The sequence below is a fragment of the Enterobacter sp. R-25 genome (assembly GCF_049913205.1).
In the GTDB taxonomy this organism is placed as follows: Bacteria; Pseudomonadota; Gammaproteobacteria; order Enterobacterales; family Enterobacteriaceae; genus Enterobacter; species Enterobacter ludwigii.
This window is the reverse complement of sequence record NZ_CP183982.1, coordinates 46,051-71,922: the sequence shown is the minus strand read 5'-3', so window position 1 is coordinate 71,922 and position 25,872 is coordinate 46,051. Positions and strand designations below refer to the sequence as shown.

Here is a 25,872-nt window from a genome sequence, read left to right as displayed (position 1 = left end):
GACAACGCCTTCGACCAACCACCAGTGAACTGCGGGGATGCGCTGAAGGGCTGAGCGTCGTCAGTATTGACCAGCCAAAGATATGTGAATGACTAAGATCCCGGTTCAGTAAGCGAGATCTTAGTTTTACTCTTTTCTCAGATATACCATATGTATTTTTATTTTTTATGGGTAATCAAGACACTGGAATGTTGTATCACAGTAATTATGCCTCAGATCCAGCCCATTATTTTTTGCTACAACTTGCCGAATTTTATCATTTTTTTAGCACGTTAGCGATCAATAACATTACTCCAGCAAAACTACCAATGTACATACTTATTTTACCTAAAAACAAAATAATACTCGGTGAAAAAGATATTGGTATTCCTTTATAAACTAAGAAAAAAACCTCTCCGCATGCATATAAAACGATCCCTGTCAGAAAAATTGAAACCATACTAAATACTATAAAAAAAACCAGAGGAAGAGTATATTTTAGTATTTTCATCTACCATCTCCTACTTGCTTCATTTTATACTCTGTATACTTACCTCCAACTTCTGAAGAAATACTACCACCAATGTCACCAATTGAGCTTGGCACATTGCTTGGTTTCATTTCTTTTGAAAGACCATAATCCCCTTTTACTTCAGTAAACTGTCTTAGGTCAGTGTTAAACTTGGGATCCCAACCACCTTTCCACCAGTTCGCACCAGCGTTAACTCCCCATTTAAGGCCATTGCCAATGCCATAACCCACAACGGAACCTGCACCATTTACTAAATATTGGATCTTTACCTTCAAGCCAGTTTCCTAATGCACCTCCGGCCGCATTCCAGCCAACTGTTCCTCCAATACCATTTCCGGCACTGATCACATTAACCCAGCCACCAATAATAGCTGTTGTTGGGTCTATAGTTCCATCAGCTAGATAGTTGATACCAGCATTAGCACCTGCGCCTAATCCCCATAAGACCTGAGCGCTACCGGGTAAGAGAGCTACACTGCCTGTTGCAAGCGCCACCCCTACGGCATCACGTTCATTCATTGCTTTCTGACATGCGGCCCCACTCGGATTATCGGAACAGGTCGCCATATCGACGCCGTGCTGGCGTATCCACGCTGCCTGAGCCTCTTCACTACCGCCGAATAAATTATTCTCAACACTATTCTTCCCTGTACTGGCCCCGGCCGCCGCACCAGCCGTATTTCCCCCGGCAAGCCCGCCAGCTATGCCCGCTGAAACAGATGCCAGCGTACTCACGGTCTGCTTCTGCTCTTCCGTCAGCGTCGACGGATCTGTGTCCGGATAGAGCTGTCTGGCAATCGCTGTCGCAATCAGTTCGCCGGATGCCGCCCCCACAGCGCCTGCTGTTGGTGATGCTTCCCCCCTTCAGGGTGACGTTGTTGCCCGCAATCACGCTGCCGTTATTGACGGTAACGTCCTTCGGCGACAGGTAAAGCTTCGGCACCATCACCGTTTCGCCGTTTCGCCGTTGACAGCGTCCTTCTCCCACCACAGTAAGCTGTGGTCGAGCGCAGCAATCTGATCCGCAGTCAGCGAGACGCCAAACTGCAGGCCCAGCGACTGCTGCGCCGCCGCGGCGTTATCCATCAGATAGCGCATCCGATCCAGATCGGAGCCGATACCGTTCAGGTAGCGGTTATCAGTCTGGTCGAGCACTACGTTGGAAACATAGCGGGTATCGAACGCCGCATCGCCGAGGAAGCAGTAATAAATTAATGACGAAGCCGAAAAGTCTTACGCCATTCTGCCGGACTCACGCCAAAACGCGCCTTAAATTGCTGGCGCCAGGTCACCGCAGAGTTAAACCCTACCAGCTCTGCCACGCTTTCAATGGGCATATTCCCGGCTTCTAACAATATCTGGCTGCGCCGCATGCGCTCGGTGGTCAGCCAGTCGGCCACGCTCATCCCGGTGGCTTTTATAAAATGGCGGGTAAGCGTGCGGCGGCTCATCGATACCACCTCTGCCAGCGAGTCCAGATTATGCGGTTCGGCAATGTGCTGCTGGAGATAGTCAATCAAATAGTTAATTCGTCCGTCACGGGTATCTTTCGGTACCGGCTGGGCAATAAACTGTGCCTGCCCCCCCTCGCGGTGTGGCGGTACGATCATACGGCGGGCAATCTGGTTAGCGACCACGCTGCCAAAGCGCTGGCGGATGATGTACAGGCAGCAGTCAAGCGCGGCAGCAGTACCCGCAGAGGTGATGATATTGCCATCATCGACGTAGAGCGCATTGATATCCAGCTTTACGTCCGGGAAAAGCGTCTGAAACTGATGTTCAAACTCCCAGTGCGTGGCCGCGCGTTTACCGTCGAGAATGCCCGCATAACCCAGCACAAACGACCCCAGACAAAGCCCGACGATCTCCGCCCCGTTGTCTCTGGCCTGGACCAGGCTGTCGAGAAGCGTCTGGGGCGGGCGTTGCTGGACATGCTGCCAGTAAGGCACCACGACGATATCTGCCTGGCCGATGGCGGAGAAATCGTGAGTCGCGTTAAGCGCAAACCTGTCTTTGGATGTCAGTAATCCGGGTTTTTCGGCGCAGATCAACACACTAAAGCGCTTTTCGCCGGATACCGTATCACCAAACAAAATGCAGGGAACGGAGTAGTGGAACGGGCTGAACCCGTCTACCGCAACAATCGCGACATTGATTAGCGCCATGTATCTCTCCTTTCCCCTGGTGATGCTCAGAATATAACGGTTTCACCATCCTCGGGAATGCTCACCGCATCTCCAATCAGGTTCGCGTCAACGTACTCACGCAGCGCATGGCGGGTCAACAGGCAGTGGTTGATGGCCTCCATATGGGTCGCCACAATTTTCGCCTGCGGCAGCAGGAAGTGGACGTTGAGCACATCTTCCTGGCCCATGATAATCGGCCCAAACCCGATGACGTGCGCATAGCCCGCGTTAAGCACCACCACATCCGGCTGATGCTTTTGCAGATCGGCTGCCACTTCATCACGCCAGATGGTATCCCCGACAATGTAGAGCGTCTTCTCATCAGGATGACGTAAAACCACGCCACAGGCTTCACCCAGCCGTTCCGCCAGCTCCGGCACGGCGTAAGCACGATCGGTACCGTGCTGGCCGCCGCGGGTTTTCGCGATCCGGATATCGCCAAACGCCGTCTCCTCGGTCATCACCGTCAGGTGGGTAAATCCCTGGCTGCGTAGCAGCGCGGCGTCGCTGTCGTTCTGCACAAAGACAGGTTTATCTTTGCCGATCAGTTCGACAGCGGCGCGATCCCAGTGATCGTCATGGGTATGGGTGACGATCACCGCATCCGCCTCCAGCAACGTGTTGACGTCAACGGGTAGCTCGACCATCGGGTTGCGGATCTCCGCATGCGCCGTGCCGGGGAAGCCCGGATAAGCGCCCTTCGGGGCCAGCATTGGGTCGATTAAAAAGCGTTTCCCGGCGTAGGTAATCAGCTGAGTGGCATTACGAATCTGGGTGATGTTCATGGGTATTCTCCTCATAGTGTGAAGAGGAGAATAGCCCGATGCCGCGCGTAACGATGTGGGCCACAGGGCGATGATCGATGAAATCGGGTCAACGTTATCGCATCCGCAACGCATCCACCACCAGCGAAAAGGCCGGCGACGGCTGCTTTCGGCTCGGGTAGTAGAGATAATACCCCGGGAAGGGCAGACACCAGGGTTCCAGCACGCGAATTAACCGGCCTTCAGCAATATGATCGCCAAACTCGTCTTCGGGCAGGAAAGCAATCCCGAATCCCGCCAGGGCAGCTTCGACAATATGCCAGGAAGTATTGAAGGTCAGCTGGCCATTCACGCGCACGTTCAGATCGCCACCGTCCTGATCAAAATCCCAGACGTAAATCCCGCCGGATTTAATCATCCTCTGGTTAATACACTGGTGCTGCGTCAGCTCATGCGGCGTTTGCGGAACAGGATGACGGGCGAAGTAGTCCGGCGAGGCGACCGCGGCCATACGCAACTGCGGGCCTATCGGCAACGCGATCATGTCTTTATCGATGGTATCTCCCATACGAACGCCCGCATCGAAGCGGTCGGCAACGATATCGCGAAAACCGTGATTGGCGTCGAACTCAATGTGAATATCGGGGTATTGCCGCAAAAGCGGCGTCAACTTAGGCAACAGGGTGCGCGATAACACATCGGGTCCACAGGTGATCCTCACCGTGCCGGCAGGCTTGTCGCGAAGCTCCGTCAACATGTCCAGCTCCGCTTCGATTTCATCGAAACGGTTGCCAATGGCGTTAAGCAAGCGTTCGCCGGCTGCGGTGGGGGAAACACTGCGGGTGGTGCGGGTCAGCAGGCGGATCTGCATCCGGTTCTCCAGCCCGGTTATGGCCTGGCTTAACGCGGGCTGGGTCACGCCCAACTGTGCCGCGGCACGGGTAAAACTGCCCTCACGCGCCACGGTGACAAAAGCAAAAAGATCGTTCAGGTTACGCTTCATCACACCCTCATTTATAAGCCACACTTATAAGCTCATTAAGCATTGATTAGCTAGTCAGAATACACCCGCCGTGTAAAATTTTCACTGTGACCTGACGTCAACCACATTCCAACCCTTCATCTGCATGCGTTATTCCCGTGAATAGCGCCCGGCCCCGGCTTGTCCGAATCTGGCCGAACGAATAACAAGGTAAACACGATGTCCGCTATGGTGAACGAAACATCAGCGCGCCAGTCCCGTGCCTGCTGGAGCGGCGTGCTGGCAATGACCCTCTGCGCTTTTACGCTGGTCGGCTCAGAATTTATGCCTGTAAGTCTGCTGACGCCCGTTTCGCGGGATCTCGCCGTCAGTGAAGGCCTGGCGGGCCTCGGGATCGCGATATCCGGCGCGCTGGCCGTATTGACCAGCCTGTTTCTCTCTTCTCTTGCGGGAGGCATTAACCGCAAATCGCTGCTGCTGGGCCTGACGGCGTTGATGGCCGTCTCCGGTCTGATTATCGCCGTGGCTGAGAGCTATCCCCTTTATATGCTGGGACGCGCACTGCTTGGCGTGGCCATTGGCGGCTTCTGGTCGCTCTCCGCGGCGACCGCAATTCGCCTTGTGCCACCGCATCAGGTTCAACGTGCGCTCGCCATTTTTAACGGTGGCAACGCCCTGGCGACCGTCGTTGCGGCTCCGCTCGGCAGCTGGCTGGGGGTGACAATCGGCTGGCGCGGTGCCTTTTACTGCCTGGTGCCCGTGAGCCTGCTCGCGTTTATCTGGCAGTGGTTCAGCCTGCCTTCCATGTCCGTGGAAAAGCGCACCGCGTCGTCCACCAGCGCCTTCGGCCTGCTGAAAAACCCTCTGGTGGCAAAAGGAATGGTCGCGTGCGGCGTCTTTTTCATGGGGCAGTTCGCGCTGTTTACCTACGTGCGTCCGTTCCTGGAAACCGTGACTTTCGCCAGCGCGACGCAGTTATCGTTAATCCTGCTGGTCATTGGCGTGGCGGGTTTTATCGGCACCCTGCTGATCGGCACGTTTCTGCGCCGCGGATTTTACACCACGCTGGTCGCCATTCCCGTGGTGATGGCGCTGATTGCCGCGGCACTGATGGCCTTCGGCCATCACCTTGCCGCCGTCACCGCCCTGCTCGGCCTCTGGGGACTGGTCGCGACGGCCGCCCCCGTCGGCTGGTGGACCTGGGTTGCCAGAACGCTTCCTGAAAATGCCGAAGCGGGTGGCGGACTGATGGTGGCAATGGTGCAGCTCTCCATTGCGCTCGGCTCCACGCTCGGTGGCCTGGCCTTTGACCACAGCGGCTGGCAAAGCACCTTTGCACTCAGCGGTGTACTGCTTATCGCCGCTGCCATGTTCACGTTTTACACCTCACACAACGACACACTTCACAGGAGTTAATCATGAGAAGATTCACCATGGCGCTCGGGCTGTTAGTCAGCGCCTTCGCCGCCAGCGCTGCCGATATGTCCCGGGGCGCAGATAATTTCTACAAAAGCGATAAGGTTACGCAGCAGAAGGTGACCTTTAAAAACCAGTATCAGATGAACGTCGTCGGCAATCTGTATAGGCCAAAAGAGGCGGATAAAAACGCCAGACTGCCGGCGATCGTGGTCGGCCATCCGATGGGCGCGGTGAAAGAGCAAAGCGCCAGTCTCTATGCGCAAAAGCTCGCGGAACAGGGCTTTGTCACCCTGGCGATTGATCTCTCATTCTGGGGGGAAAGCGAAGGTAAACCGGGGCATCTGATCTCACCAGAAATCTATTCCGATGATTTCAGCGCGGCCGTGGATTATCTGAGCACTCAGTCTTTTGTCGATCCACAGCGCATCGGTGCGCTGGGCATTTGCGGCAGCGGCAGCTTCGTTATTAGCGCGGCGAAAATTGACCCGCGCATGAAAGCGATCGCCACCGTCAGCATGTATGACATGGGCTCCGCCTTCCGCAACGGCCTCAACCATTCCGTGACGGTTGAACAGCGTAAAGCGATGATTGCCTCTGCCGCTGAGCAGCGTCTGAAAGAGTATCAGGGTGCAGAGACAGCCTACATTCCCGGGACGGTAAATAAGCTGGATGATTCTACGCCGGCTATCCAGCGTGAGTTCTTCGATTTTTATCGCACCGAACGCGGCGGGTACACGCCACAGGGCGAGAAAGAGGCGCTGACGACGAAACCGATGATGAGCAGCATCGGTAAGTTTATGAACTTCTATCCGTTCAACGATATCGAAACCATTTCACCGCGTCCGATGCTGTTTATCACGGGTGATAAAGCGCATTCGAAAGAGTTTAGCGAAGATGCCTATAAACGCGCCGGTGAACCGAAAGAGCTGTATATCGTGCCGAATGCAGGCCACGTTGACCTGTATGACCGCACGGATCTGATCCCGTTTGCAAAACTGGCCTCGTTCTTTAAAGCCAACCTGAAATAACCCGGTAAGGCGTATAACACCCTGTTATACGCCTTTGTCCTGACTACCAGCCCGGCACCGCGCCACCGTTAAAGAGGGTCTCTGCGGCCTTCGCCACTTCCGGCGACTGATACGACTGGATAAATTCCTTCACGTTTTCCGCGTCTTTGTTGTCTTCCCGCGTCACCACGATGTTCACATACGGCGAGTTTTTATCTTCAATAAACACGCTGTCATGCACCGGCGACAGCCCGGTTTGCTGGAGATAGGTGGTGCTGATAATGGCAACATCCACTTTCGGATCATCCAGCACGCGCGGCAGTTGCGCCCCTTCCAGCTCCATAATGTTCAAATGCTTCGGATTGGCGGTGATATCCAGCGCCGTCGGCAGCAGGCCAACGTCCGGCTTCAGGGTAATCAGCTTCTCTTTTTGCAACAGCAGCAGTGCGCGGCCAAGGTTGGTCGGATCGTTTGGAATGGCGATGGTCGCGCCGTCCTTCAGCTCAGACACGGATTTGATCTTGCGGGAGTAGCCGGCCATCGGGAAAACAAAGGTGTTCGCCACAGCAACCAGCTTGTAGTGATGCGCCTTGTTATCTTCTGCCAGGAACGGGCGATGCTGGAAGACATTGGCATCAAGATCGCCCTGACTGGTGGCATCATTGGGCAACAGCGAGCCGCTGAACCCCACCAGTTCCACATCCAGACCGTATTTCTCTTTCGCCACTTTTTTAGCGACTTCCGCGACATCCTGCTCAGCGCCGTTAATCACGCCGACTTTGATGTGTTTGGCATCGCTGCCGCCTTGATCGCAACCTGCCAGCAGCAGGCCCGCGAGAACCAGAGCACCCAATCGAAGTTTCACGAGACATATCCTTTTGATAAACGTTTCAGTGACTATATCGACAACGGTACGGCTGGCTAAAAAACGAAAAAGCATCAATAAGACGGATAAGTTATATGTGCGGGGGCGCTATTGATCCGACCTGAGCATGCCCGCACGGCGTAACGGCGTTTCACGTAAAAACCACGACAGTACAAACGCCAGCACCATAATGCTTGCCGCCAGCAGGAACACCGCGTGAATGGCTGAGCCAAACGCGTCCAGGTAATCGAGCCGCAGTGCCTCTGGCAGCCGGTGAATGGCCGCAGGATTGAGCTCATGCGGTAACTCCGCCCCTTGCGGTAAACGGTCCATCAGACCCGATTGCAAAACGTGGGTGAAGACCGCGCCAAAGAGCGCGACGCCGATGGCCCCGCCAATGGAACGAAACAGCGTGACCCCGGAAGTCGCTACCCCGTATTGATCGGCAGAGACGCTGTTCTGCACGGCCAGCACCAGTACCTGCATGACCAGCCCCAGACCCATCCCCAGCACGCCGGTAAAAATGTACAGCTGCCAGGTCGGCGAGTGGATCGAGATGCGCGTCAGCAGCACCATGCCCACCACGCCAAGCAGCGTACCGGCGATCGGGAACAGACGGTATTTTCCGGTACGGCTGATAACCCGCCCGCTGATGATCGAGGTCAGCAGCAGTCCGCCCATCAGCGGGATCAGCTGCAGACCGGCCTGAGTCGGCGTGGCGTCTTTCACTACCTGCAGATAGAGCGGCAGGAAGGTGACCGAGCCAAAGAGCGACATCCCGATAATAAAGCCAATCAGGCTGCAGAGCAGAAAGCTGCGATCGCGGAACAGCGAGAGCGGAATGATTGGCTCCCAGGCCAGACGCTCCTCATAGATAAACCCGGCGATACCCGTCAGGCCAAAGGCCAGAATGCACCACAGCTGCGGGTCGTTCCACTGGCGTATCGTCCCGCCTTCAGTGGTAAACAGGATGATACACAGCAGCGCCATACTGAGGTAAATCGCCCCCAGATAATCAATTTCGTGCTTGTTGCGCCGTGCGCTGCCGTGGAACACCGCGCCTATCACCATCAGGGCAAAGAGACCGAGCGGCAGATTGATATAAAAAATCCAGCGCCAGGAGGCATGCTGCACGATAAACCCGCCGATAAGCGGCCCGATCACCGTCGCCAGACCAAACACGCCGCCAAACAGCCCCTGATAGCGGCCACGCTCCGCAGGCGGAATAACGTCCGCCACGGCGGCCATACTGATGACCATCAGACCGCCACCGCCCAGCCCCTGCAGGCCGCGCATCAGCACCAGTTGGGTCATGTTTTGCGCCAGACCGCAGAGCACCGACCCCGCCAGAAACAGCACAATAGCGATTTGAAGGACGATTTTACGCCCAAACAGATCGCCGAATTTTCCGTACAGCGGCACCACAATGGTCGAGCTGAGGATATAGGCCGTCACCACCCAGGAGAGCTTATCCAGGCCACCCAGTTCCCCAACGATGGTGGGCAACGCCGTGGAAACAATCGTCTGGTCCAGCGCCGAAAGCAGCATCACCAGCAGCAGCGCGCTGAACAGCAGCTTTATCGACGGCGCGTTTTGCGCAGGTTGAGTCATTACGTCGGACTCCATAAGAGATCGCTTGAAATTAATTAACTGGATAATTAATATTTAAGTAAGTGATGAATAAGATCAAGAGATCCTGCGACTATGCCAGCACATAAGGACAATTCTGAACCGCGCCGCCCCGGTCGACCACGCGGCGGAAAGCGGGCAACCGCCAGCCGCGAACAGCTGCTGGATATTGCGTTGAGCCTCTTTTCTCGCCAGGGGATCGCTCAAACCTCGCTGAACGCCATCGCCAAAGAAGCGGGCGTAACGCCAGCGATGCTGCATTACTACTTCAATTCACGAGAACAATTGCTCGACGCGATGATTGAGGAGCGCTTCCTGCCCTTACGTAATCGGATCGGCGCAATTTTCGCCGAAAACCCCGACTCGCCGGTCAACGCATTAACGCAAATGGTGAAGGTACTGGCCGAGCTGGCGGAGCAGCACCGCTGGTTTGCCCCGCTGTGGATGCAGGAGGTCATCGGGGAGATGCCTGTACTGCGCACGCATCTGCACGCGCGGTTCGGTGACGACAAATACCAGGCAACGCTCGCCACCCTTAAACGCTGGCAGCAGGAAGGGCAACTGAACCGGGCACTCGCGCCAGAACTGCTGTTCACCACGCTGCTAAGCCTGGTGCTGGTGCCGTTCTCAAGAATGCGCAACGACGAGAGGCTACACGCCCTCTCGCCAGAGATCATTGTGCGTCATGCGCTGGCCGTGATGGGCAACGGCATCGGCGGTTAAAGGGATTTGGTCAGATAATGCCTTTGCATACCCGGGTAAGGGTAATCCGGCAACGACATCTGCATCTGATAGCCCTGCTTTTCATAGAATGGACGTGCCTGGAAGCTGACCGTATCCACCAGCGCGTGGGTGCAACCTTTGCGTCGGGCTTCGTCTTCTGCCGTTTTGATAAGCTGGCTACCGACGCCCGATCCCCGCACGGTGTCGCTGACCCACAGAAAATCGATGTTTAGCCAGTCGCCTTTGCGCACGCCAATTAACCCGCCCAGCATCACGCCCTTATCGTCTCGCACATAAACGCCAATGTCGCCGCTAAAGTTTGAGAGATCTAAAAATTGTCCGTTGTAGGCGCGAAGCCCTGTTAATAATTCTTCTTTTTCATCGTGTGTGACGTTATCCGTCGTGCTCAGATGCATATTTTTCTCCTTATTTTCTGTGCAATCTTAATATTGCACAGCCTTTCCTTCATCAAAACTCCTTTTTTTCTCCATTCTTTAAACATTGAAATATTCATTCAATAAGTACTTAAAAAAAGTCTTTCCAATACGCACCTGAAACGTATAATGAGAACGATCATTCTCAATTTTATAGGGTAACCGACGATGAGCACAAAACTGGAAGAACGCCAAAAACAGCGTCAGGACGACATCATCGCTGCCGCGCGTCAGTGCTTTCGCGCCAGCGGTTTTCATGCGGCCAGCATGTCGCAGATCGCCAGTGAGGCAAAGCTCAGCGTCGGGCAAATCTACCGTTATTTCAGTAACAAAGATGCGATTATTGAAGAGATGATTCGCCGTATCATCGACTCACGCATCGAAGAGATTCAGGGTAAAACGCTGGTCGAGGGGATGCCTCAGGCGCTCGCCTGGCGACAGACCCTGAATGAAGATGACGATGCGCTGATGCTTGAGATGTCGGCTGAAGCCACGCGTAATCCCCAGGTGGCGGCCATGCTGGTCGAAGCGGAAAAGCGGATGTTTGCTAATGCCTGCGCACACCTGAAAAAACAGTTTCCCCACCTGAGTGATGATCATATTCGCTGCTGCGTGGAGATTACTGCGGTAATGATTGAGGGGTCTATTTACCGCCGACTCACCCCCTTAAACGTACCCTCTGAACAATTAGAGCCTCTTTATCAAAATATTTTAAATATGCTTTTCTCTGCGAAGTAATCGCATGTGAATAATTAGCGGGAAGACGTTATTCCCTTATTAACATTTCCGGCTCTGCCGGAGATGCGGTATCGCTGTGCCTTTAAATAGCCCCCTTCCTTGTTAAGCCATTAACAGGGCAGGCATCGTTCACCCTGGAAAAAATTATGAAAGCCATAACAACCTCCATCGCAGCATTATTCCTCCTGACGGGGTGCGATAATGCACAAACATCTGCTCCTCAACATCCCCTCCCGCAAGTGGGGATTGTTACGCTCCTGAGCCAACCCGTTTCCGTGGTCAGTGAACTGACCGGACGCACCACGGCCGCCATGAGCGCGGAAGTGCGTCCTCAGGTGGGCGGCATTATTCAGAAACGGCTCTTTACCGAAGGCGATACCGTGCAAGCCGGACAGGCGCTGTATCAAATTGACCCCTCCAGCTACCGCGCCGCCTACGATGAAGCCGCCGCGGCCCTGAAACAGGCGCAGGCGCTGGTGCAGGCCGATTGCCAGAAAGCTCAACGCTATACACAACTGGTGAAAGACGACGGCGTATCGCGTCAGGATGCCGAAGATGCAAAGTCCACCTGCGCGCAGGACAAGGCCAGCGTGGAGTCGAAAAAAGCAGCCCAGGAAAGCGCGCGCATTAACCTCAACTGGACCACGGTGACCGCCCCGATTGCCGGACGTATTGGCATCTCTTCGGTCACCCCCGGCGCACTGGTCACTGCCCAGCAAGAGACCGCGCTCGCCACCATTCGCGGTCTGGACAATATGTACGTCGATTTAACCCGCTCCAGCGCCGATCTTCTGCGATTACGCAAACAAACGCTTGCCAGCAACAGCGAGACATTGAGCGTATCGTTGATCCTTGAAGATGGCAGCACCTATCAGGAAAAAGGCCGTCTGGCCCTGACTGAAGTGGCAGTGGACGAATCCACCGGGTCGGTCACACTGCGCGCCGTCTTCCCCAACCCGCAGCATCAGCTTCTGCCCGGGATGTTTGTTCGCGCCAGAGTGGATGAAGGGGTAATGAGCGAGGCCATCCTCGCCCCGCAGCAGGGAATTACCCGTGATGCCAAAGGCAACGCCACCGCGCTGGTGGTGGGGGCCGGCAATAAGGTGGAACAACGTCAGCTGGAAACGGGTGACACCTACGGCGACAAATGGCTGGTGCTGAGTGGACTGAAGGCTGGCGATAAGCTGATTGTGGAAGGCACCGATAAAGTGACCGCCGGTCAGCAAGTTAACGCCGAAGAGATGAAAACCGCGGGAGGAAACGCCTGATGTTTTCCCGCTTCTTCGTGCGTCGCCCGGTTTTTGCCTGGGTGATTGCTATTCTGATTATGCTCGCCGGGGTGCTGGCGATCCGTACCCTGCCCGTCGCGCAGTATCCCGACGTCGCTCCGCCGTCGATAAAAATCTCTGCCACCTATACTGGCGCGTCGGCACAGACTCTGGAAAACAGCGTCACCCAGGTCATTGAGCAACAGCTGACCGGGCTGGATAACCTGCTCTATTTTACCTCCACCAGCAGTTCGGACGGCTCGGTAAGCATCACCGTCACGTTCGAACAGGGAACCGACCCGGATACCGCGCAGGTTCAGGTGCAGAACAAGGTTCAGCAGGCCGAGTCGCGCTTGCCGACCGAGGTACAGCAGGCCGGCATTACGGTGCAAAAATCGCAGAGTAACTTCCTGCTGATCATGGGCGTGTACGATAAAACCGACCATGCCAGCAGTTCGGATATCGCCGACTGGCTGGTGAGTAATATGCAGGATCCGCTGGCACGCGTAGAAGGCGTCGGCAGCCTGCAGGTGTTTGGTGCGGAATACGCCATGCGCATCTGGCTTGACCCGGCAAAGCTGGCGTCGTACTCGCTGATGCCATCCGACGTTCAGAGCGCCATTGAAGCGCAGAACGTGCAAGTTTCCGCCGGTAAAATCGGCGCGTTACCCGCGTCCGGTACCCAGCAGTTGACCGCCACCGTGCGTGCCCAGTCGCGCCTGCAGACGGTCGATCAGTTTAAAAATATCATCGTTAAGAGCCAGTCCAGCGGCGCAGTGGTGCGTATCGGCGACGTGGCGCGCGTGGAGATGGGCAGCGAGGATTACACGGCTACCGCCAGGCTGAATGGCCACCCGGCAGCCGGTATGGCGGTGATGCTCTCGCCGGGCGCAAATGCGCTCAATACCGCCACCGCGGTGAAAGATAAAATTGCCGAATTCAAACGGGCAATGCCGGAAGGCTATGATGTTGCCTATCCGAAAGACAGCACCGAGTTCATTAAGATCTCGGTGGAAGATGTGATTCAGACGCTGTTTGAGGCCATTATCCTCGTGGTGGTGGTGATGTATCTGTTTCTGCAGAACATTCGCGCCACGCTCATCCCCGCGCTGGCGGTGCCGGTAGTTCTGTTGGGCACCTTTGGCGTGCTGGCGCTGTTCGGTTATTCCATTAATACCCTGACGCTGTTTGCGATGGTGCTGGCGATAGGTCTGCTGGTCGATGACGCCATCGTGGTAGTGGAAAACGTCGAGCGCATTATGCGCGATGAAGGTCTGCCCGCCCGCGAAGCCACCGAAAAATCGATGGGCGAAATTTCCGGTGCGCTGGTCGCCATTGCGCTGGTGCTTTCCGCCGTGTTTCTGCCGATGGCCTTCTTCGGCGGCTCAACCGGCGTCATCTACCGCCAGTTTTCGGTCACCATTATCTCAGCGATGATCCTCTCGGTGGTGGTGGCGCTGACCCTGACACCCGCGCTCTGCGGCTCGGTACTGCGCCATACGCCTCCTCACAAAAAAGGGTTTTTCGGCGCATTTAACCGCTTCTACAGTAAGACCGAGCATGGCTACCAGAATAAAGTCCTGCGCGCGCTGCGCCGCTCCGCGGGCATGCTGGTGGTCTACGCCCTGCTCTGTGGCGCGATGGCCGTGGCAATGCTGAAGCTGCCCGGCAGCTTCCTGCCCACGGAGGACCAGGGTGAAATCATGGTGCAGTACACCCTGCCTGCCGGTGCGACAGCGGTACGTACCGCGGAGATCAGTCGTCAGGTTCGCGAGTGGTTCCTCACTAAAGAGAAAGCCAACACCGATGTGATTTTTACGGTCGAGGGCTTTAGCTTTAGCGGCAGCGGCCAGAATGCCGGGATGGCGTTTGTCTCCCTGAAAAACTGGTCCGAGCGTAAAGGCGACGAGAACACCGCTCAGGCGATTGCCCTGCGCGCCACTCAGGAACTCGGCTCCCTTCGCGATGCCACCGTTTTTGCCATGACGCCCCCGGCCGTAGACGGCCTCGGCCAGAGCAACGGTTTTACCTTCGAGCTCATGGCCAGCGGCAGCACCGATCGCGACACGTTGCTGAAGATGCGTAATCAGCTCATCGGCCAGGCGAATCAGGACACCTCCCTGCATGCCGTTCGCGCCAATGATTTGCCGCAGATGCCGCAGCTGCAGGTGGATATCGACAACAACAAAGCCGTATCGCTGGGGCTTTCCCTGAGCGACGTCACCGATACCCTCTCCAGCGCCTGGGGCGGAACCTACGTGAATGACTTTATCGATCGGGGCCGCGTGAAAAAGGTCTACATCCAGGGAGACAGCGATTACCGCGCCGTGCCTTCCGATCTCAACAAATGGTACGTACGCGGCAGCGACAGCACCATGACGCCGTTCTCCGCTTTCGCCACCACGCGCTGGGAATATGGCCCGGAGAGTCTGGTGCGCTACAACGGCTCGGCGGCCTATGAAATTCAGGGCGAGAACGCCAGTGGTGCCAGCTCCGGTACGGCGATGACCCGGATGGAACAGCTGGCGAACAACCTGCCGGCCGGCACAACCTGGGCGTGGAGCGGGTTGTCGTTACAGGAGAAACTGGCGAGCGGTCAGGCGATGAGCTTGTATGCCCTCTCCATCCTGGTGGTATTCCTGTGCCTGGCCGCGCTGTATGAGAGCTGGTCGGTGCCGATTTCAGTCATTCTGGTGATCCCGCTTGGGGTGCTGGGTGCGGCGCTGGCCGCCTCGCTGCGCGGGCTGAGCAACGACGTCTATTTCCAGGTGGCGCTGCTGACCACCATCGGCCTGTCGTCGAAAAACGCCATTTTGATCGTTGAGTTTGCGGAGGCGAAAGTCGCGGAAGGTTACTCCCTGACGCGTGCCGCGCTGCGTGCGGCTCAGACGCGACTGCGTCCGATCATCATGACGTCGCTGGCGTTTATCGCCGGGGTAACACCGCTGGCTGTCGCCACCGGTGCAGGTGCCAACAGCCGCGTGGCGATTGGGACCGGCATCATCGGCGGGACGCTCGCGGCAACGCTGCTGGCCATCTTCTTTGTTCCATTATTCTTCGTACTGGTGAAACGTCTCTTCTCCGGTAAGCACGCAAACCGGAGGTCATAATGTTTCGTGTATCTGTTTTAGTGTTAGCGCTGCTGAGCGCAGGCTGTGTTTCGTTAGACCCTACCTACCAGCGTCCTGACGCGCCCGTCCCGGCCACGTTGCCGGGCACCCACGGCGAAGCCACCGCCGTGGTCAGCCAGTGGCAGCAGGTGATGAACGATCACCGCCTGAACAGGGTGGTAACAATGGCACTCACCGGCAACCGCGATGTGCAAAAAGCGATTGCTGATATCGACGCCGCTCGCGCCCAGTATGGTGAGACGCGCTCGTCTCTGTTCCCGTCGGTGGATGCCAGCCTGAGCCATACCCGCAGCCGCACGCTGGCCAGCGGCGTGAGCACCAGCGATGAGGCTAACGGCACCGTCTCCAGCTTCGAGCTGGATCTGTTTGGTCGTAACCAGAGCCTCTCGCGCGCCGCGCGTGAAACCTGGCTTGCCAGCGAGTTCACGGCGCAGAACACGCGCCTGACAATGGTCAGCGAGCTGACTACCGCCTGGATTACTCTGGCGGCAGATAACAGCAATCTGGCGCTGGCAAAATCCACTCAGGAGAGCGCAGCGAACTCGCTCAAGATTGTGCAGCGTCAGCAGGACGTCGGGGTCGCCGCCGCAACGGATGTCAGCGAAGCAATGGCGGTTTATCAGCAGGCCCGCGCCAGCGTCGCCAGCTATCAGACGCTGGTGATGCAGGACAAAAACGCCCTGAATTTGCTGGCGGGCGAGACGGTACCGGAAAACCTGCTACCCGGTACGCTGGAGAGCCTGAGCGATAACGCCATCACCCTGATCCCGGCGGGCGTTAGCTCCGCCACGCTGCTGCGTCGCCCGGATATTCAGGAGGCTGAACATAACCTGTTGAGCGCTAATGCCAACATCGGTGCTGCGCGCGCCAACTTCTTCCCGACGATTTCGCTTACCGCCAGCGCCGGGGTCGGCAGCGATTCGCTCTCGTCTTTGTTCAGCCACGGCATGAAGGTCTGGTCGTTCGCGCCGTCCATCTCCCTGCCGCTGTTCAGCGGCGGCAATAACATGGCGCAACTGCGCTATGCCGAAGCGGAGAAAAAAGGGCTGATTGCCACCTATGAGAAAGCCATCCAGAGCGCGTTCAAAGATGTAGCCGATGCGCTGGCGCGCCGCGAAACCCTGAGTGAAGAGCTTGATGCGCAACGTGAATACGTGGCGGCAGAGCAAAAAACGCTGGATGTGGCAACGCGCAGCTATCAGGTGGGGGCGGGTGATTACCTGACCGTTCTCACCGCGCAGCGCGCCCTGTGGTCGGCACGGGCATCATTGATTGCCCTGCAGCAGACCGACTTTGAAAACCGTATTACGCTGTGGCAGTCGCTGGGCGGAGGGATTCAATAACCGCCGGTGCCGGTCCGGGTGCAGGGTTCTCATACGCAGGAAGACAAAAATTCATACTTTCGGCTGGCGTCGCTACACTGAATGTAACGATATATTTCATGGGAAGCCTGTGACGTCTAAAGGGGATTTTGATGAAAGCTGCACACCTGGTTTGCCTGCTCGTTTGTCTGCTCTTCGCCGCGTTTGTCCATGCCCAGGAAAAAGACGATCCCGTGAAAGAGGCCCAGATAAAGCAGCAGATCCTTAAAGATGTGAAGAAGGCCTGCACGCCACAGAAAAAACAGAGCGATAAGGCCTGGCAGGCGATGATTTTGTCGTCTGAGGCCAATCAACTGTTGATCAAAAACGCCATCACGGCCGTGAAGCGCGACAATCTGGATGCTTACTGGGACGCGGTCAGTCAGGTAGATTGTATGGAAGATTATTAAGCGTGAAGCCGGGCTTCACGCTTTTTTTTAGCGCTTTCGTACATCCGGAATAATCAAATCCCCGCGCAGAACATAGGACCCCAGCATCTGCGTTTTCTCCGTCAGCCAGCCCACAATACGTGCCGCCATAGCATCCATCGAGTATTCAATGGCCGGGATCACCGGGATACCCGGCAGATGCAGCGATCCGGCAAGGCTAAAGACCATAATGTCGTCCGGCACGGATTTATTAAACGCCTGCAGCTGCGGGATCACCCGCTGAGCTTCCTGTTCGTCCGCCACCAGCAGCGCGTTAAAATTCAGCGTGCTCGCATTGTTAAGCAACTCCTGCAGCGCAACGGATGAGGAGGTGGCATCCATAAAGACGAGGTTGCGATTAAAGGGCAGGAAATTTTTCTCCAGCGCGTGTTTATAGCCCAGCAACACCTGGTCGGCGAAACCGCTGCCTTGCGGATGGATCAGGGCTATCTGGCGTCGCCCCTGGCTGGTCAGATAGTTACAGGCGGTTTCGGCGGCAAAGGCGTGATCGAACTGGATGCTGTTGGAATTATCGGACTCCATACAGTCAACGAGAATGACATTGTCCATCTCGACGTCCAGCGGGAAACGCGCGCCAATCACCAGGATGTCATCACATAACCCACAGGAAAGTTCTTCCAGGGCGTGCATCACTTCCGCTTTGGTATGCGCGAAGCGCAACAGCAGATGTTTTTGATGCTGGCTGAGGTGCTTTTCCAGCGCGTAAAGATAACCGGTGGTCTGGTTAATATTCTCCTGCGCGCAAATCACCCCAATACACCCCGTCGACTGGCTCAGCAGCGACTGCGCAATTACATTGGGCCGGTAGTTCAGTTCATCAACCGCTTTTAAAACGGCCTGGCGGCTGGCTTCCTTTACGCCACGCGACCCACTCAACACTCGCGATACCGTGGCTTTAGACACCCCGGCAAGACGTGATACATCATTGATTGTCGACATCTCTTTCCCCTGGCAGGCTTACTTCGCACCTGCAAATTCCATCACCGCTACGGCTCATATTATAGCCAGAATGGAGTATATCCTTTTCCGTTTTTCATGGAAACCGATTTTCCATTTCAACTCAAAATGATGTCAAAACGCGCAAATTATGTGACATGCATCTGGTTAATTAGCGTCATAAGTAGTGGATCTTGATGGTTGTCACACTTCTGTCTTTTATAAATGGAAACCGGTTTCCGTATAATGTCCAATCATCCTCGCAATAACTTTTTACATTTAGAGGATGGTTGTCGATGTTCAAGATTATGCTGTGTTGCTCTGCCGGGATGTCCACCAGCCTGCTGGTCAGCAAAATGGTCGATGTCGCGAAAGAGCGCGGGTTGCCGGTAAAAATAGACGCGTATGGCGTTTCCGAATTTGATACGCAGTTTCCGCAGTACCAGGTTGTCCTTCTCGGACCCCAGGTGAAGTACATGTTACAGACACTCTCAGACAAGGCGGCTACAAAGGGCATCCCGGTCCAACCCATCGACATGATGGATTACGGTATGCAACGTGGCGATAAAGTACTGGACTATGCTCTGTCGCTCATCGAAGCGGCACACTAAAAGGTGTTCACATGAGTTCGTTATATCAATCAATGGTCGCGGTTATTGAGCAGTCAATTACCCCGCTGGCCGCGAAGCTCGGCCAGCAAAAGTATGTGATTGCCATCCGCGACGGCTTTACCGCCGCGCTGCCGTTTATGATCATCGGCTCGTTTATGCTGGTGTTCATCTTCCCGCCCTTCTCCGCGGATACGACAAACAGCTTTGCCCGCGGCTGGCTGGATTTCTCCCAGACTTACCGTGAACAGCTGATGCTGCCGTTCAACCTCAGCATGGGCGTGATGACGTTTTTCATTTCGGTGGGGATTGGTGCAAGCCTGGGGCGTCAGTTTAACCTCGATCCGGTGATGTCCGGTCTGCTAGCCTTTATGGCCTTCCTGCTGGTGGCGGCTCCGTATGCCGACGGCAAGATCTCGACCCAGTACCTCTCCGGCCAGGGGATTTTCACCGCGCTGATTACCGCCATCTACTCCACCCGCGTGTATGCGTGGCTGAAGCAGAACAACGTGACCATCCGTCTGCCGAAAGAAGTGCCGACCGGTGTGGCGCGTTCGTTTGAGATCCTGATCCCGGTCATGGTGGTGATCGGTACCCTGCACCCGCTGAACCTGTTTATCGAAGCACAAACCGGGATGATTATCCCGCAGGCGATTATGCACCTGCTGGAACCGCTGGTCTCTGCATCTGACTCCCTGCCTGCCATTCTGCTCTCCGTGCTGCTGTGCCAGATCTTCTGGTTTGCCGGTATCCACGGCTCGCTGATTGTCACCGGCATCATGAACCCGTTCTGGATGGCCAACCTGTCCGCAAACCAGGCGGCACTGGCGGCTGGCGCGGCGCTGCCACACGTTTACCTGCAGGGTTTCTGGGACCACTACCTGCTGATTGGCGGCGTCGGCTCCACGCTTCCGCTGGCCTTCCTGCTGCTGCGCAGCCGCGTCACGCACCTGCGCACCATCGGCAAAATGGGCGTTGTGCCCAGCTTCTTTAACATCAACGAACCGATTCTGTTCGGCGCGCCAATCATCATGAACCCGATGCTGTTTATCCCGTTCGTGTTTGTTCCGCTGGTGAACGCCTGCCTGGCGTACGGCGCCACCAAAATGGGCTGGCTGGCACAGGTGGTGTCGTTAACCCCGTGGACGACCCCGGCCCCTATTGGCGCATCGTGGGCGGCAAACTGGGCGTTGAGCCCGGTGGTGATGTGTCTGGTGTGTATGGTGATGTCAGCGCTGATGTACCTGCCGTTCCTGCGTGCTTACGAGCGTACGTTGATGAAAAACGAAGAGCAGAAAGCCCAGGCAACCGTCGGTGCCGCTGAAACAGCAAGTCATTAAGTCAAAGAGGAAAGGTCATGAAATACGCATTTCCCGATAATTTCTGGTGGGGCAGCGCAAGCTCCGCCCTCCAGACCGAAGGGACACGAGCGGGTGAAACCACCTGGGATTACTGGTTTACCCGCGAGCCGAACCGTTTTCATAATGGCGTGGGACCGCAGCACACCTCCACGTTTTATCAACACTGGAAAACGGACATTCAGCTGTTAAAGCAGCTGAACCACAACAGCTTTCGCACCTCGATTAGCTGGGCGCGCCTGATCCCCGACGGTATCGGTGAAGTGAACCCGGAAGCGGTCGATTTTTATCATCAGGTCATTGATGAGCTGATTGAACAGGGTATTACCCCGTTTATCACCCTGTTCCACTTCGACATGCCGATGGCGATGCAGGAGATTGGCGGCTGGGAAAACCGCAACGTGGTGGACGCTTACGCCCGCTATGCGCAGATTTGCTTCGATCTGTTTGGCGATCGCGTGCTGCACTGGTTTACCTTCAACGAGCCGATTGTGCCGGTGGAAGGCGGCTATCTGTACGATTTCCACTATCCCAACGTGGTGGATTTTCGTCGTGCGGCCACCGTGGCGTATCACACCGTGCTGGCGCATGCGCAGGCGGTACGCGCTTACCGTGCCGGGCACTACGCCGGGGAGATCGGTATCGTACTGAACCTGACGCCGTCCTATCCGCGCTCGCAAAACCCGGCTGACGTCAAAGCGGCACACATTGCGGACCTGATGTTTAACCGCAGCTTCCTTGACCCCGTCCTGCGCGGCGAATACCCGGCGGATCTGGTGGCGTTGCTGAAATCTTACGATCAGCTCCCCGCCTGCAAACCGGAAGACAGTTTCCTGATTGCGGAAGGAAAAATCGACCTGCTCGGCATTAACTATTATCAGCCGCGTCGCGTGAAATGCCGTGACAGTGCGGTGAACCCACAGGCCCCGTTTATGCCGGAGTGGTTCTTTGATAATTACGAAATGCCTGGCCGCAAGATGAATCCATACCGTGGCTGGGAAATTTATGAGCCGGGTATTTACGATATTCTGATTAACCTGCGCGACAATTACGGTAACCCACGCTGTTTTATTTCTGAGAACGGTATGGGTGTCGAAAATGAACAGCGCTTTATTGAGAATGGTCAGATAAACGATCAATACCGCATCGATTTTATTTCCGAACATTTGGCCTGGCTGCATAAAGGTATTAGCGAAGGGTGCCAGTGTCTTGGCTACCATATGTGGACCTTTATTGATAACTGGTCGTGGTGTAATGCGTATAAAAATCGCTACGGATTTATCCAGCTCGATTTAACTACCCAGCGGCGCACCATCAAGAAAAGCGGCGAGTGGTTTGCCGCCACCGCATTAAATAACAGTTTTGACAGAGAGTCAGTGTAATGATCGCATTAGAAGAAGCCGTAATGGAAATTATCGTCAACGCCGGTCAGTCGCGTAGCCTGTGCTTTGAAGCCCTGCACGCGGCGCGTCAGGGCAACCTTGACGAAGCCAAAAGCCTGCTGCGCGAAGCCGATGGCTACGCGCGCCAGGCGCACAAAATGCAGACCAAACTGATCGAACAGGATGCGGGCGAAGCCCGCCAGCCGATGACCTTAATAATGGTTCACGCGCAGGATCATTTAATGAATTCCCTGCTGGCACGTGAATTATCCGAAGAAATAATCCATTTATATCAGAGATAATGTATGGCGAAAAAACGTTAATGTAATCACTCTGTACCTAAAATAGAAATCCACTTGTTCTGATGATAGCGACAAACTCTGTCAGATCGGAGCGGGATGGTTATTGTCTGAATAAAATTAAACTATATTGAGATAACCATGAATTATATTAAAAAACTTCCATTAACCATGGCGGTTGTCGCCGCGCTTTGCCCAATTTCTGTACTCGCACAAGAATTTACGCAAGAGCAAATCGACGCCATCGTGGCGAAAGCGGTAGACAAAGCGCTGGCCGAACGGCAGGCCAAAATGGACGCCGCCGTCGCGAAAAAAGCGGACGTGGTCACCGAACCGCAAAGCGCGGCGCAATCACCGGACCTCGCGATTCCGTTTGGGGTTAAATTTACCGGCTATGCCCGCTACGGCGCGCACTTCCAGGCAGCCGATCAGAAATACGTGGCGGTAGACGGTTCCTATAACGGCGCATCCGCGATTGGTCGTCTGGGTAACGAAGGCAACGGCGGTGAATTCCAGCTCTCCAAAGCCTTCAAGGGCGACAACGGTGCCATCTGGGACATCAACGTGATGATCGACCACTGGGGCGACGAGGTTAACCTGAAAAAAGCCTATGCCGGTGTGACCAACATTATGGCCTCCAACCCGAACGCCTACTTCTGGGCCGGCCGTGACTTCCACCAGCGTCCACAGCAGGGTATCAACGATTACTTCTGGATGAACCACGACGGCCAGGGTGCCGGGGTGAAGAACTTCGACATCGGCGGCGTGCAGTTTGACGTTGCCGCGGTGGCCGCGGTGGAATCCTGTAGCCCGGAAGTGATGGAAGATGAGGCGAACCCGTCGCGCATTACCTGTACCGGCGGTTCCGGCACGGGCGACAAAGGTAACTACGCTGCGACCTCAAAAATCCACGGCATGAAAGTCGGCCCGCTGGATCTGGAGCTGTACGCGAACTACGGTTTTGACTCCAAAGCCATTGAGAGTGAAGAGCGTCTGAAGGCCTGGCAGGGCGGCGTGGTGCTGAGCCACACCAACGACAGCGGCGTGAATAAGGTGATTGCCCGTTATTCTGATAACGCGGACAACAGCGTATTCAACAAAACCGAAGATCTGACCACGGTCTACGCCAGCTTCGAAGGGCTGTACAAATTCACCCAGGCCACGCAGGTGGAGTACATCCTCGCCTTCCACGACTACGACAACAGCCGCGATAAAACCGACAACCGTAAGAACTACAACGCCATCGTGCGTCCGATGCACTGGTGGAACGACGTTCACTCCACCTGGCTGGAAGCAGGCTGGCAGCACGTGGATTACGACAATGGCGGTGATAACAAAGGCTGGAAGCTGACCCTGTCGCAGAACATGTCTATCGCCATGGGGCCAGAGTTCCGCCCAATGCTGCGCTTCTACGTGACCGGCGGCAAAGTGGATAACGAACGCACCGCCCGTGTGAACGGTACAAAAGATGAGACGCTGGATGATTTCAACGTCGGCGCGATGTGGGAAGCGTGGTTCTAAGCAAGGTAAAAGCAAAACGGCAACGCACGTTGCCGTTTTTCGTGTTTGCACCCTCTCCCTGTGGGAGAGGGTCGGGGTGAGGGCATCAGGCCACACCGCACCCGGCAAGACCCATGTTATGCTACACAAAAACCAACATAACAGGGGAGAACATGGGTTCCACACGTAAAGGAATGCTCAACGTTCTGATCGCCGCCGTTTTATGGGGCAGCTCAGGGGTTTGCGCACAGTACATCATGGAGAAAAGCCAGATCTCGTCCCCTTACCTGACGATGATTCGCCTGCTGTTTACCGGCGTCATCTTGCTGACCCTCTCCTTCGTTCATGGCGACAAGATTTTCTCAGTCATCAAACATCGTAAAGACGCCCTCAGCCTGCTGTTTTTCTCGCTGGTTGGTGCGCTCACCGTCCAGCTCACCTTCCTGCTGACGATTGAAAAATCCAACGCGGCGACGGCCACCGTGCTGCAGTTTCTCTCGCCAACGATCATCGTCGCCTGGTTCGCGCTGGCGAGGAAAAAACGTCCCGGCGTGTTTGTTTTATCCGCCATTTTGACGTCACTTGTCGGCACCTTCCTGCTGGTCACCCACGGCGATCCGACCTCGCTCTCCATCTCCCCTGCCGCCCTGTTCTTCGGTATCGCCTCGGCCTTTGCCGCCGCGTTTTATACAACCTACCCGTCGACGCTTATCGCCCGCTACGGCACGCTGCCGATTGTTGGCTGGAGTATGTTAATCGCGGGGGTCGTGCTGACGCCGTTCTACGCCGGACGCGGGACCACCTTTGTGATTGATGGCAGCCTGCTGCTGGCGTTTTTCTATCTGGTGGTGATTGGCACGGCGCTGACGTTCAGCCTGTATCTGAAAGGCGCGCAGATGATTGGCGGGCCGAAGGCGAGCATTCTGAGCTGTGCCGAGCCGCTGAGCAGCGCCCTGCTGTCGGTGATTTTGCTTGGGGTGGCGTTTACGCTGCCGGACTGGCTGGGCACGCTGCTGATTGTGTCGTCGGTGGTGCTGATTTCGATGGATTCGAGAAGACGGGTTCAGACATCGGCGTAGCCTGATGCCCTCACCCCATCCCTCTCCCACGGGAGAGGGAGAAAAGCATTACTTCGCCTTAACCTTCCCCGCCACCAGCAGCGCCGTCAGCAGCATCAGGGTTCCTGAAATCACCAGCGGTGACGTCAGCCCCAGATGGTCCAGCGCAACGCCGCCGATCGCCGCACCGCAGGTGTTCGCCAGCTGGATCACCGCGACCTGAATCGACCCGGCTTTTTCCGCCTGATCGGCGAGCGAGCGGGTGATCCACGTCGACCAGCCCACCGGCACCAGCGCAAAAGCAAAGCCCCAGATAATCGCAATCGCCGACGCAACCCACTTATCGCTGCCCCACAGCACCAGCACCGCAGCGCTAATTGCCAGCACCAGCGGCGCGCCCGCCAGCGCCACTTTCAGAGAACGCTTCAGGAACGCGGACGACAGCGAGGTGCCGACAAAGCTGGCGATACCGAAGCTCAGGAGCACCAGCGTCAGGCCATCCACATCAAACCCGGCCATGTTCATGAATACCGGGCGGATATAGGTGAAGAAGGCAAACTGTCCGGCAAATGCCATAAAGATGGCGGTCATCCCCGCCAGCACGCCCGGGCGCTTCAGCAGGCTGAACATATTCTGTTTATGGTGTGCCGCTTCCCCCGGTAAGGACGGCAGCGCTTTCCAGACCCAGAGAATGCAAAGCACCCCCATCACCGCGGCAGCGTTAAAGACGTTACGCCAGCCGATGATCCCGCCAAGGAAACTGCCCAACGGCGCAGCAATGACCAGCGCGATCGAAACAGCACCAAAGATCACGGAGAGGGCTTTCGGCACGGTGCGCGCGGGAACCAGACGCATGGTGAGCGAGGCCGACATCGCCCAGAAGCCGCCTAATCCCAGCCCCAGACAGGCGCGACCCAGCAGCAACAGGGTGAAGTTATTGGCAAAAGAGACCAGCAGGCAGGAGAGCGTCAGCAGCACGCTGAACAGAATGACCACTTTGCGGCGGTCGATGGCGCCGATCACCTGGGTAATAAACAGGCTCGCGAACATCGCCACAAAGGCGGTCACGGTGACGGACTGCCCCGCCACGCCTTCGGAAATGCCCAGATCCTGCGCCATCGGCGTCAGCAGGCTCACCGGCAGAAACTCAACGGTAATCAGGCAGGCAACGCAAAATGCCACGGAGAAAACCGCCGACCAGTTGGGGCGAGTGACCTCCTGGGTCTGCGGTCTGGGTGTGGGCTGAATGTGTTCTGTCATGGCG

At 56.1% G+C, this 25,872-nt stretch carries 22 protein-coding genes and 2 pseudogenes; 14 read left to right on the top strand and 10 right to left on the bottom strand.

Going from position 1 to position 25,872, the window contains the following annotated elements:
- Positions 1 to 486: 486 nt before the first annotated feature.
- The 5 genes and pseudogenes from ACN9MQ_RS00355 to ACN9MQ_RS00335 form a co-directional block, all read right to left on the bottom strand.
- Positions 487 to 1,354: pseudogene (locus ACN9MQ_RS00355) on the bottom strand (VENN motif pre-toxin domain-containing protein); the annotation flags it as partial.
- Positions 1,353 to 1,717 (bottom strand): annotated as a pseudogene (locus ACN9MQ_RS00350) (hypothetical protein); the annotation flags it as partial. The pseudogenes ACN9MQ_RS00350 and ACN9MQ_RS00355, both read right to left, overlap by 2 nt.
- A 5-nt stretch (positions 1,718 to 1,722) precedes the next feature.
- Positions 1,723 to 2,676, bottom strand: a complete 954-nt coding sequence (locus ACN9MQ_RS00345; protein WP_426021498.1) for a GlxA family transcriptional regulator — start codon at positions 2,674 to 2,676, stop codon at positions 1,723 to 1,725.
- Between the two features lie 26 nt (positions 2,677 to 2,702).
- Positions 2,703 to 3,482, bottom strand: a complete 780-nt coding sequence (locus ACN9MQ_RS00340) for an MBL fold metallo-hydrolase (protein WP_032679308.1) — start codon at positions 3,480 to 3,482, stop codon at positions 2,703 to 2,705.
- A gap of 94 nt (positions 3,483 to 3,576) precedes the next feature.
- Positions 3,577 to 4,464: a LysR family transcriptional regulator gene (locus ACN9MQ_RS00335; RefSeq protein ID WP_020882709.1), complete on the bottom strand. Its 888-nt coding sequence runs from the start codon at positions 4,462 to 4,464 to the stop codon at positions 3,577 to 3,579.
- Between the two features lie 198 nt (positions 4,465 to 4,662).
- Between ACN9MQ_RS00335 and ACN9MQ_RS00330 the strand changes: the two genes are divergently transcribed.
- Together ACN9MQ_RS00330 and ACN9MQ_RS00325 are read left to right on the top strand one after the other, a co-directional pair.
- Positions 4,663 to 5,859 (top strand): MFS transporter, encoded by a 1,197-nt coding sequence (locus ACN9MQ_RS00330; RefSeq protein WP_426021499.1) that lies wholly within the window; start codon positions 4,663 to 4,665, stop codon positions 5,857 to 5,859.
- A 2-nt stretch (positions 5,860 to 5,861) separates the two neighbouring features.
- Positions 5,862 to 6,890: an alpha/beta hydrolase gene (locus ACN9MQ_RS00325; RefSeq protein WP_025206508.1), complete on the top strand. Its 1,029-nt coding sequence runs from the start codon at positions 5,862 to 5,864 to the stop codon at positions 6,888 to 6,890.
- A 43-nt stretch (positions 6,891 to 6,933) separates the two neighbouring features.
- On the opposite strand, the gene nlpA is transcribed toward ACN9MQ_RS00325, so the two are convergent.
- A complete protein-coding gene (gene nlpA, locus ACN9MQ_RS00320; RefSeq protein WP_020882712.1) occupies positions 6,934 to 7,734 on the bottom strand; it encodes a lipoprotein NlpA in 801 nt (266 codons plus the stop codon).
- Between the two features lie 108 nt (positions 7,735 to 7,842).
- Positions 7,843 to 9,360: an MDR family MFS transporter gene (locus ACN9MQ_RS00315; protein WP_032679305.1), complete on the bottom strand. Its 1,518-nt coding sequence runs from the start codon at positions 9,358 to 9,360 to the stop codon at positions 7,843 to 7,845.
- 78 nt (positions 9,361 to 9,438) lie between these two features.
- On the opposite strand from ACN9MQ_RS00315, the gene ACN9MQ_RS00310 reads away from it, so the two are divergent.
- Positions 9,439 to 10,086: a TetR/AcrR family transcriptional regulator gene (locus tag ACN9MQ_RS00310; protein ID WP_025206509.1), complete on the top strand. Its 648-nt coding sequence runs from the start codon at positions 9,439 to 9,441 to the stop codon at positions 10,084 to 10,086.
- Here ACN9MQ_RS00310 and ACN9MQ_RS00305 read toward each other — a convergent pair.
- A complete protein-coding gene (locus ACN9MQ_RS00305; RefSeq protein WP_426021500.1) occupies positions 10,083 to 10,502 on the bottom strand; it encodes a GNAT family N-acetyltransferase in 420 nt (139 codons plus the stop codon). The genes ACN9MQ_RS00310 and ACN9MQ_RS00305 overlap by 4 nt on opposite strands.
- 186 nt (positions 10,503 to 10,688) lie before the next feature.
- Here ACN9MQ_RS00305 and ACN9MQ_RS00300 point away from each other — a divergent pair, with 186 nt between their 5' ends.
- From ACN9MQ_RS00300 to ACN9MQ_RS00280, 5 genes are all read left to right on the top strand, one after another.
- Positions 10,689 to 11,258 carry a TetR/AcrR family transcriptional regulator gene (locus ACN9MQ_RS00300; protein WP_014168015.1) on the top strand — a complete coding sequence of 190 codons (570 nt, stop codon included), beginning with the start codon at positions 10,689 to 10,691 and terminating at the stop codon, positions 11,256 to 11,258.
- 146 nt (positions 11,259 to 11,404) lie between these two features.
- Positions 11,405 to 12,526, top strand: coding sequence for an efflux RND transporter periplasmic adaptor subunit (locus tag ACN9MQ_RS00295; protein WP_032679304.1), 1,122 nt, complete (start codon positions 11,405 to 11,407; stop codon positions 12,524 to 12,526).
- Complete coding sequence (locus tag ACN9MQ_RS00290) at positions 12,526 to 15,636, top strand: efflux RND transporter permease subunit (RefSeq protein ID WP_047954863.1); 3,111 nt, start codon at positions 12,526 to 12,528, stop codon at positions 15,634 to 15,636. Before ACN9MQ_RS00295 ends, ACN9MQ_RS00290 begins: the two co-directional genes overlap by 1 nt.
- Entirely contained in the window at positions 15,636 to 17,000 is a 1,365-nt protein-coding gene (locus ACN9MQ_RS00285) for an efflux transporter outer membrane subunit (RefSeq protein WP_426021501.1), read from the top strand. Before ACN9MQ_RS00290 ends, ACN9MQ_RS00285 begins: the two co-directional genes overlap by 1 nt.
- A 131-nt stretch (positions 17,001 to 17,131) precedes the next feature.
- Entirely contained in the window at positions 17,132 to 17,428 is a 297-nt protein-coding gene (locus tag ACN9MQ_RS00280; protein ID WP_020882719.1) for a YicS family protein, read from the top strand.
- 27 nt (positions 17,429 to 17,455) lie between these two features.
- Here ACN9MQ_RS00280 and ACN9MQ_RS00275 read toward each other — a convergent pair whose 3' ends face one another.
- Positions 17,456 to 18,406 (bottom strand): LacI family DNA-binding transcriptional regulator, encoded by a 951-nt coding sequence (locus tag ACN9MQ_RS00275; protein ID WP_014168010.1) that lies wholly within the window; start codon positions 18,404 to 18,406, stop codon positions 17,456 to 17,458.
- A 293-nt stretch (positions 18,407 to 18,699) separates the two neighbouring features.
- Here ACN9MQ_RS00275 and ACN9MQ_RS00270 point away from each other — a divergent pair, with 293 nt between their 5' ends.
- The 6 genes from ACN9MQ_RS00270 to ACN9MQ_RS00245 all read left to right on the top strand — a co-directional run bounded on the left by ACN9MQ_RS00270 (position 18,700) and on the right by ACN9MQ_RS00245 (position 24,629).
- Positions 18,700 to 19,014, top strand: a complete 315-nt coding sequence (locus tag ACN9MQ_RS00270; RefSeq protein ID WP_014830072.1) for a PTS sugar transporter subunit IIB — start codon at positions 18,700 to 18,702, stop codon at positions 19,012 to 19,014.
- A gap of 11 nt (positions 19,015 to 19,025) precedes the next feature.
- On the top strand, positions 19,026 to 20,351 hold the full coding sequence (locus tag ACN9MQ_RS00265; RefSeq protein ID WP_014168008.1) for a PTS cellobiose transporter subunit IIC: 1,326 nt from the start codon (positions 19,026 to 19,028) through the stop codon (positions 20,349 to 20,351).
- A 17-nt stretch (positions 20,352 to 20,368) separates the two neighbouring features.
- The gene (locus tag ACN9MQ_RS00260) at positions 20,369 to 21,751 is read left to right on the top strand and encodes a glycoside hydrolase family 1 protein (RefSeq protein ID WP_426262672.1); all 1,383 of its coding nucleotides are present in this window, start codon (positions 20,369 to 20,371) and stop codon (positions 21,749 to 21,751) included.
- The gene (locus ACN9MQ_RS00255; RefSeq protein WP_014168006.1) at positions 21,751 to 22,053 is read left to right on the top strand and encodes a PTS lactose/cellobiose transporter subunit IIA; all 303 of its coding nucleotides are present in this window, start codon (positions 21,751 to 21,753) and stop codon (positions 22,051 to 22,053) included. The genes ACN9MQ_RS00260 and ACN9MQ_RS00255 overlap by 1 nt, the downstream gene beginning before the upstream one ends.
- Positions 22,054 to 22,191: 138 nt before the next feature.
- Complete coding sequence (locus ACN9MQ_RS00250; protein WP_014168005.1) at positions 22,192 to 23,571, top strand: carbohydrate porin; 1,380 nt, start codon at positions 22,192 to 22,194, stop codon at positions 23,569 to 23,571.
- Positions 23,572 to 23,723: 152 nt separating this feature from the next.
- Positions 23,724 to 24,629 (top strand): DMT family transporter, encoded by a 906-nt coding sequence (locus ACN9MQ_RS00245; RefSeq protein ID WP_020882723.1) that lies wholly within the window; start codon positions 23,724 to 23,726, stop codon positions 24,627 to 24,629.
- Between the two features lie 48 nt (positions 24,630 to 24,677).
- On the opposite strand, the gene nepI is transcribed toward ACN9MQ_RS00245, so the two are convergent.
- The gene (nepI, locus tag ACN9MQ_RS00240) at positions 24,678 to 25,868 is read right to left on the bottom strand and encodes a purine ribonucleoside efflux pump NepI (RefSeq protein ID WP_073397515.1); all 1,191 of its coding nucleotides are present in this window, start codon (positions 25,866 to 25,868) and stop codon (positions 24,678 to 24,680) included.
- Positions 25,869 to 25,872: the final 4 nt, after the last annotated feature.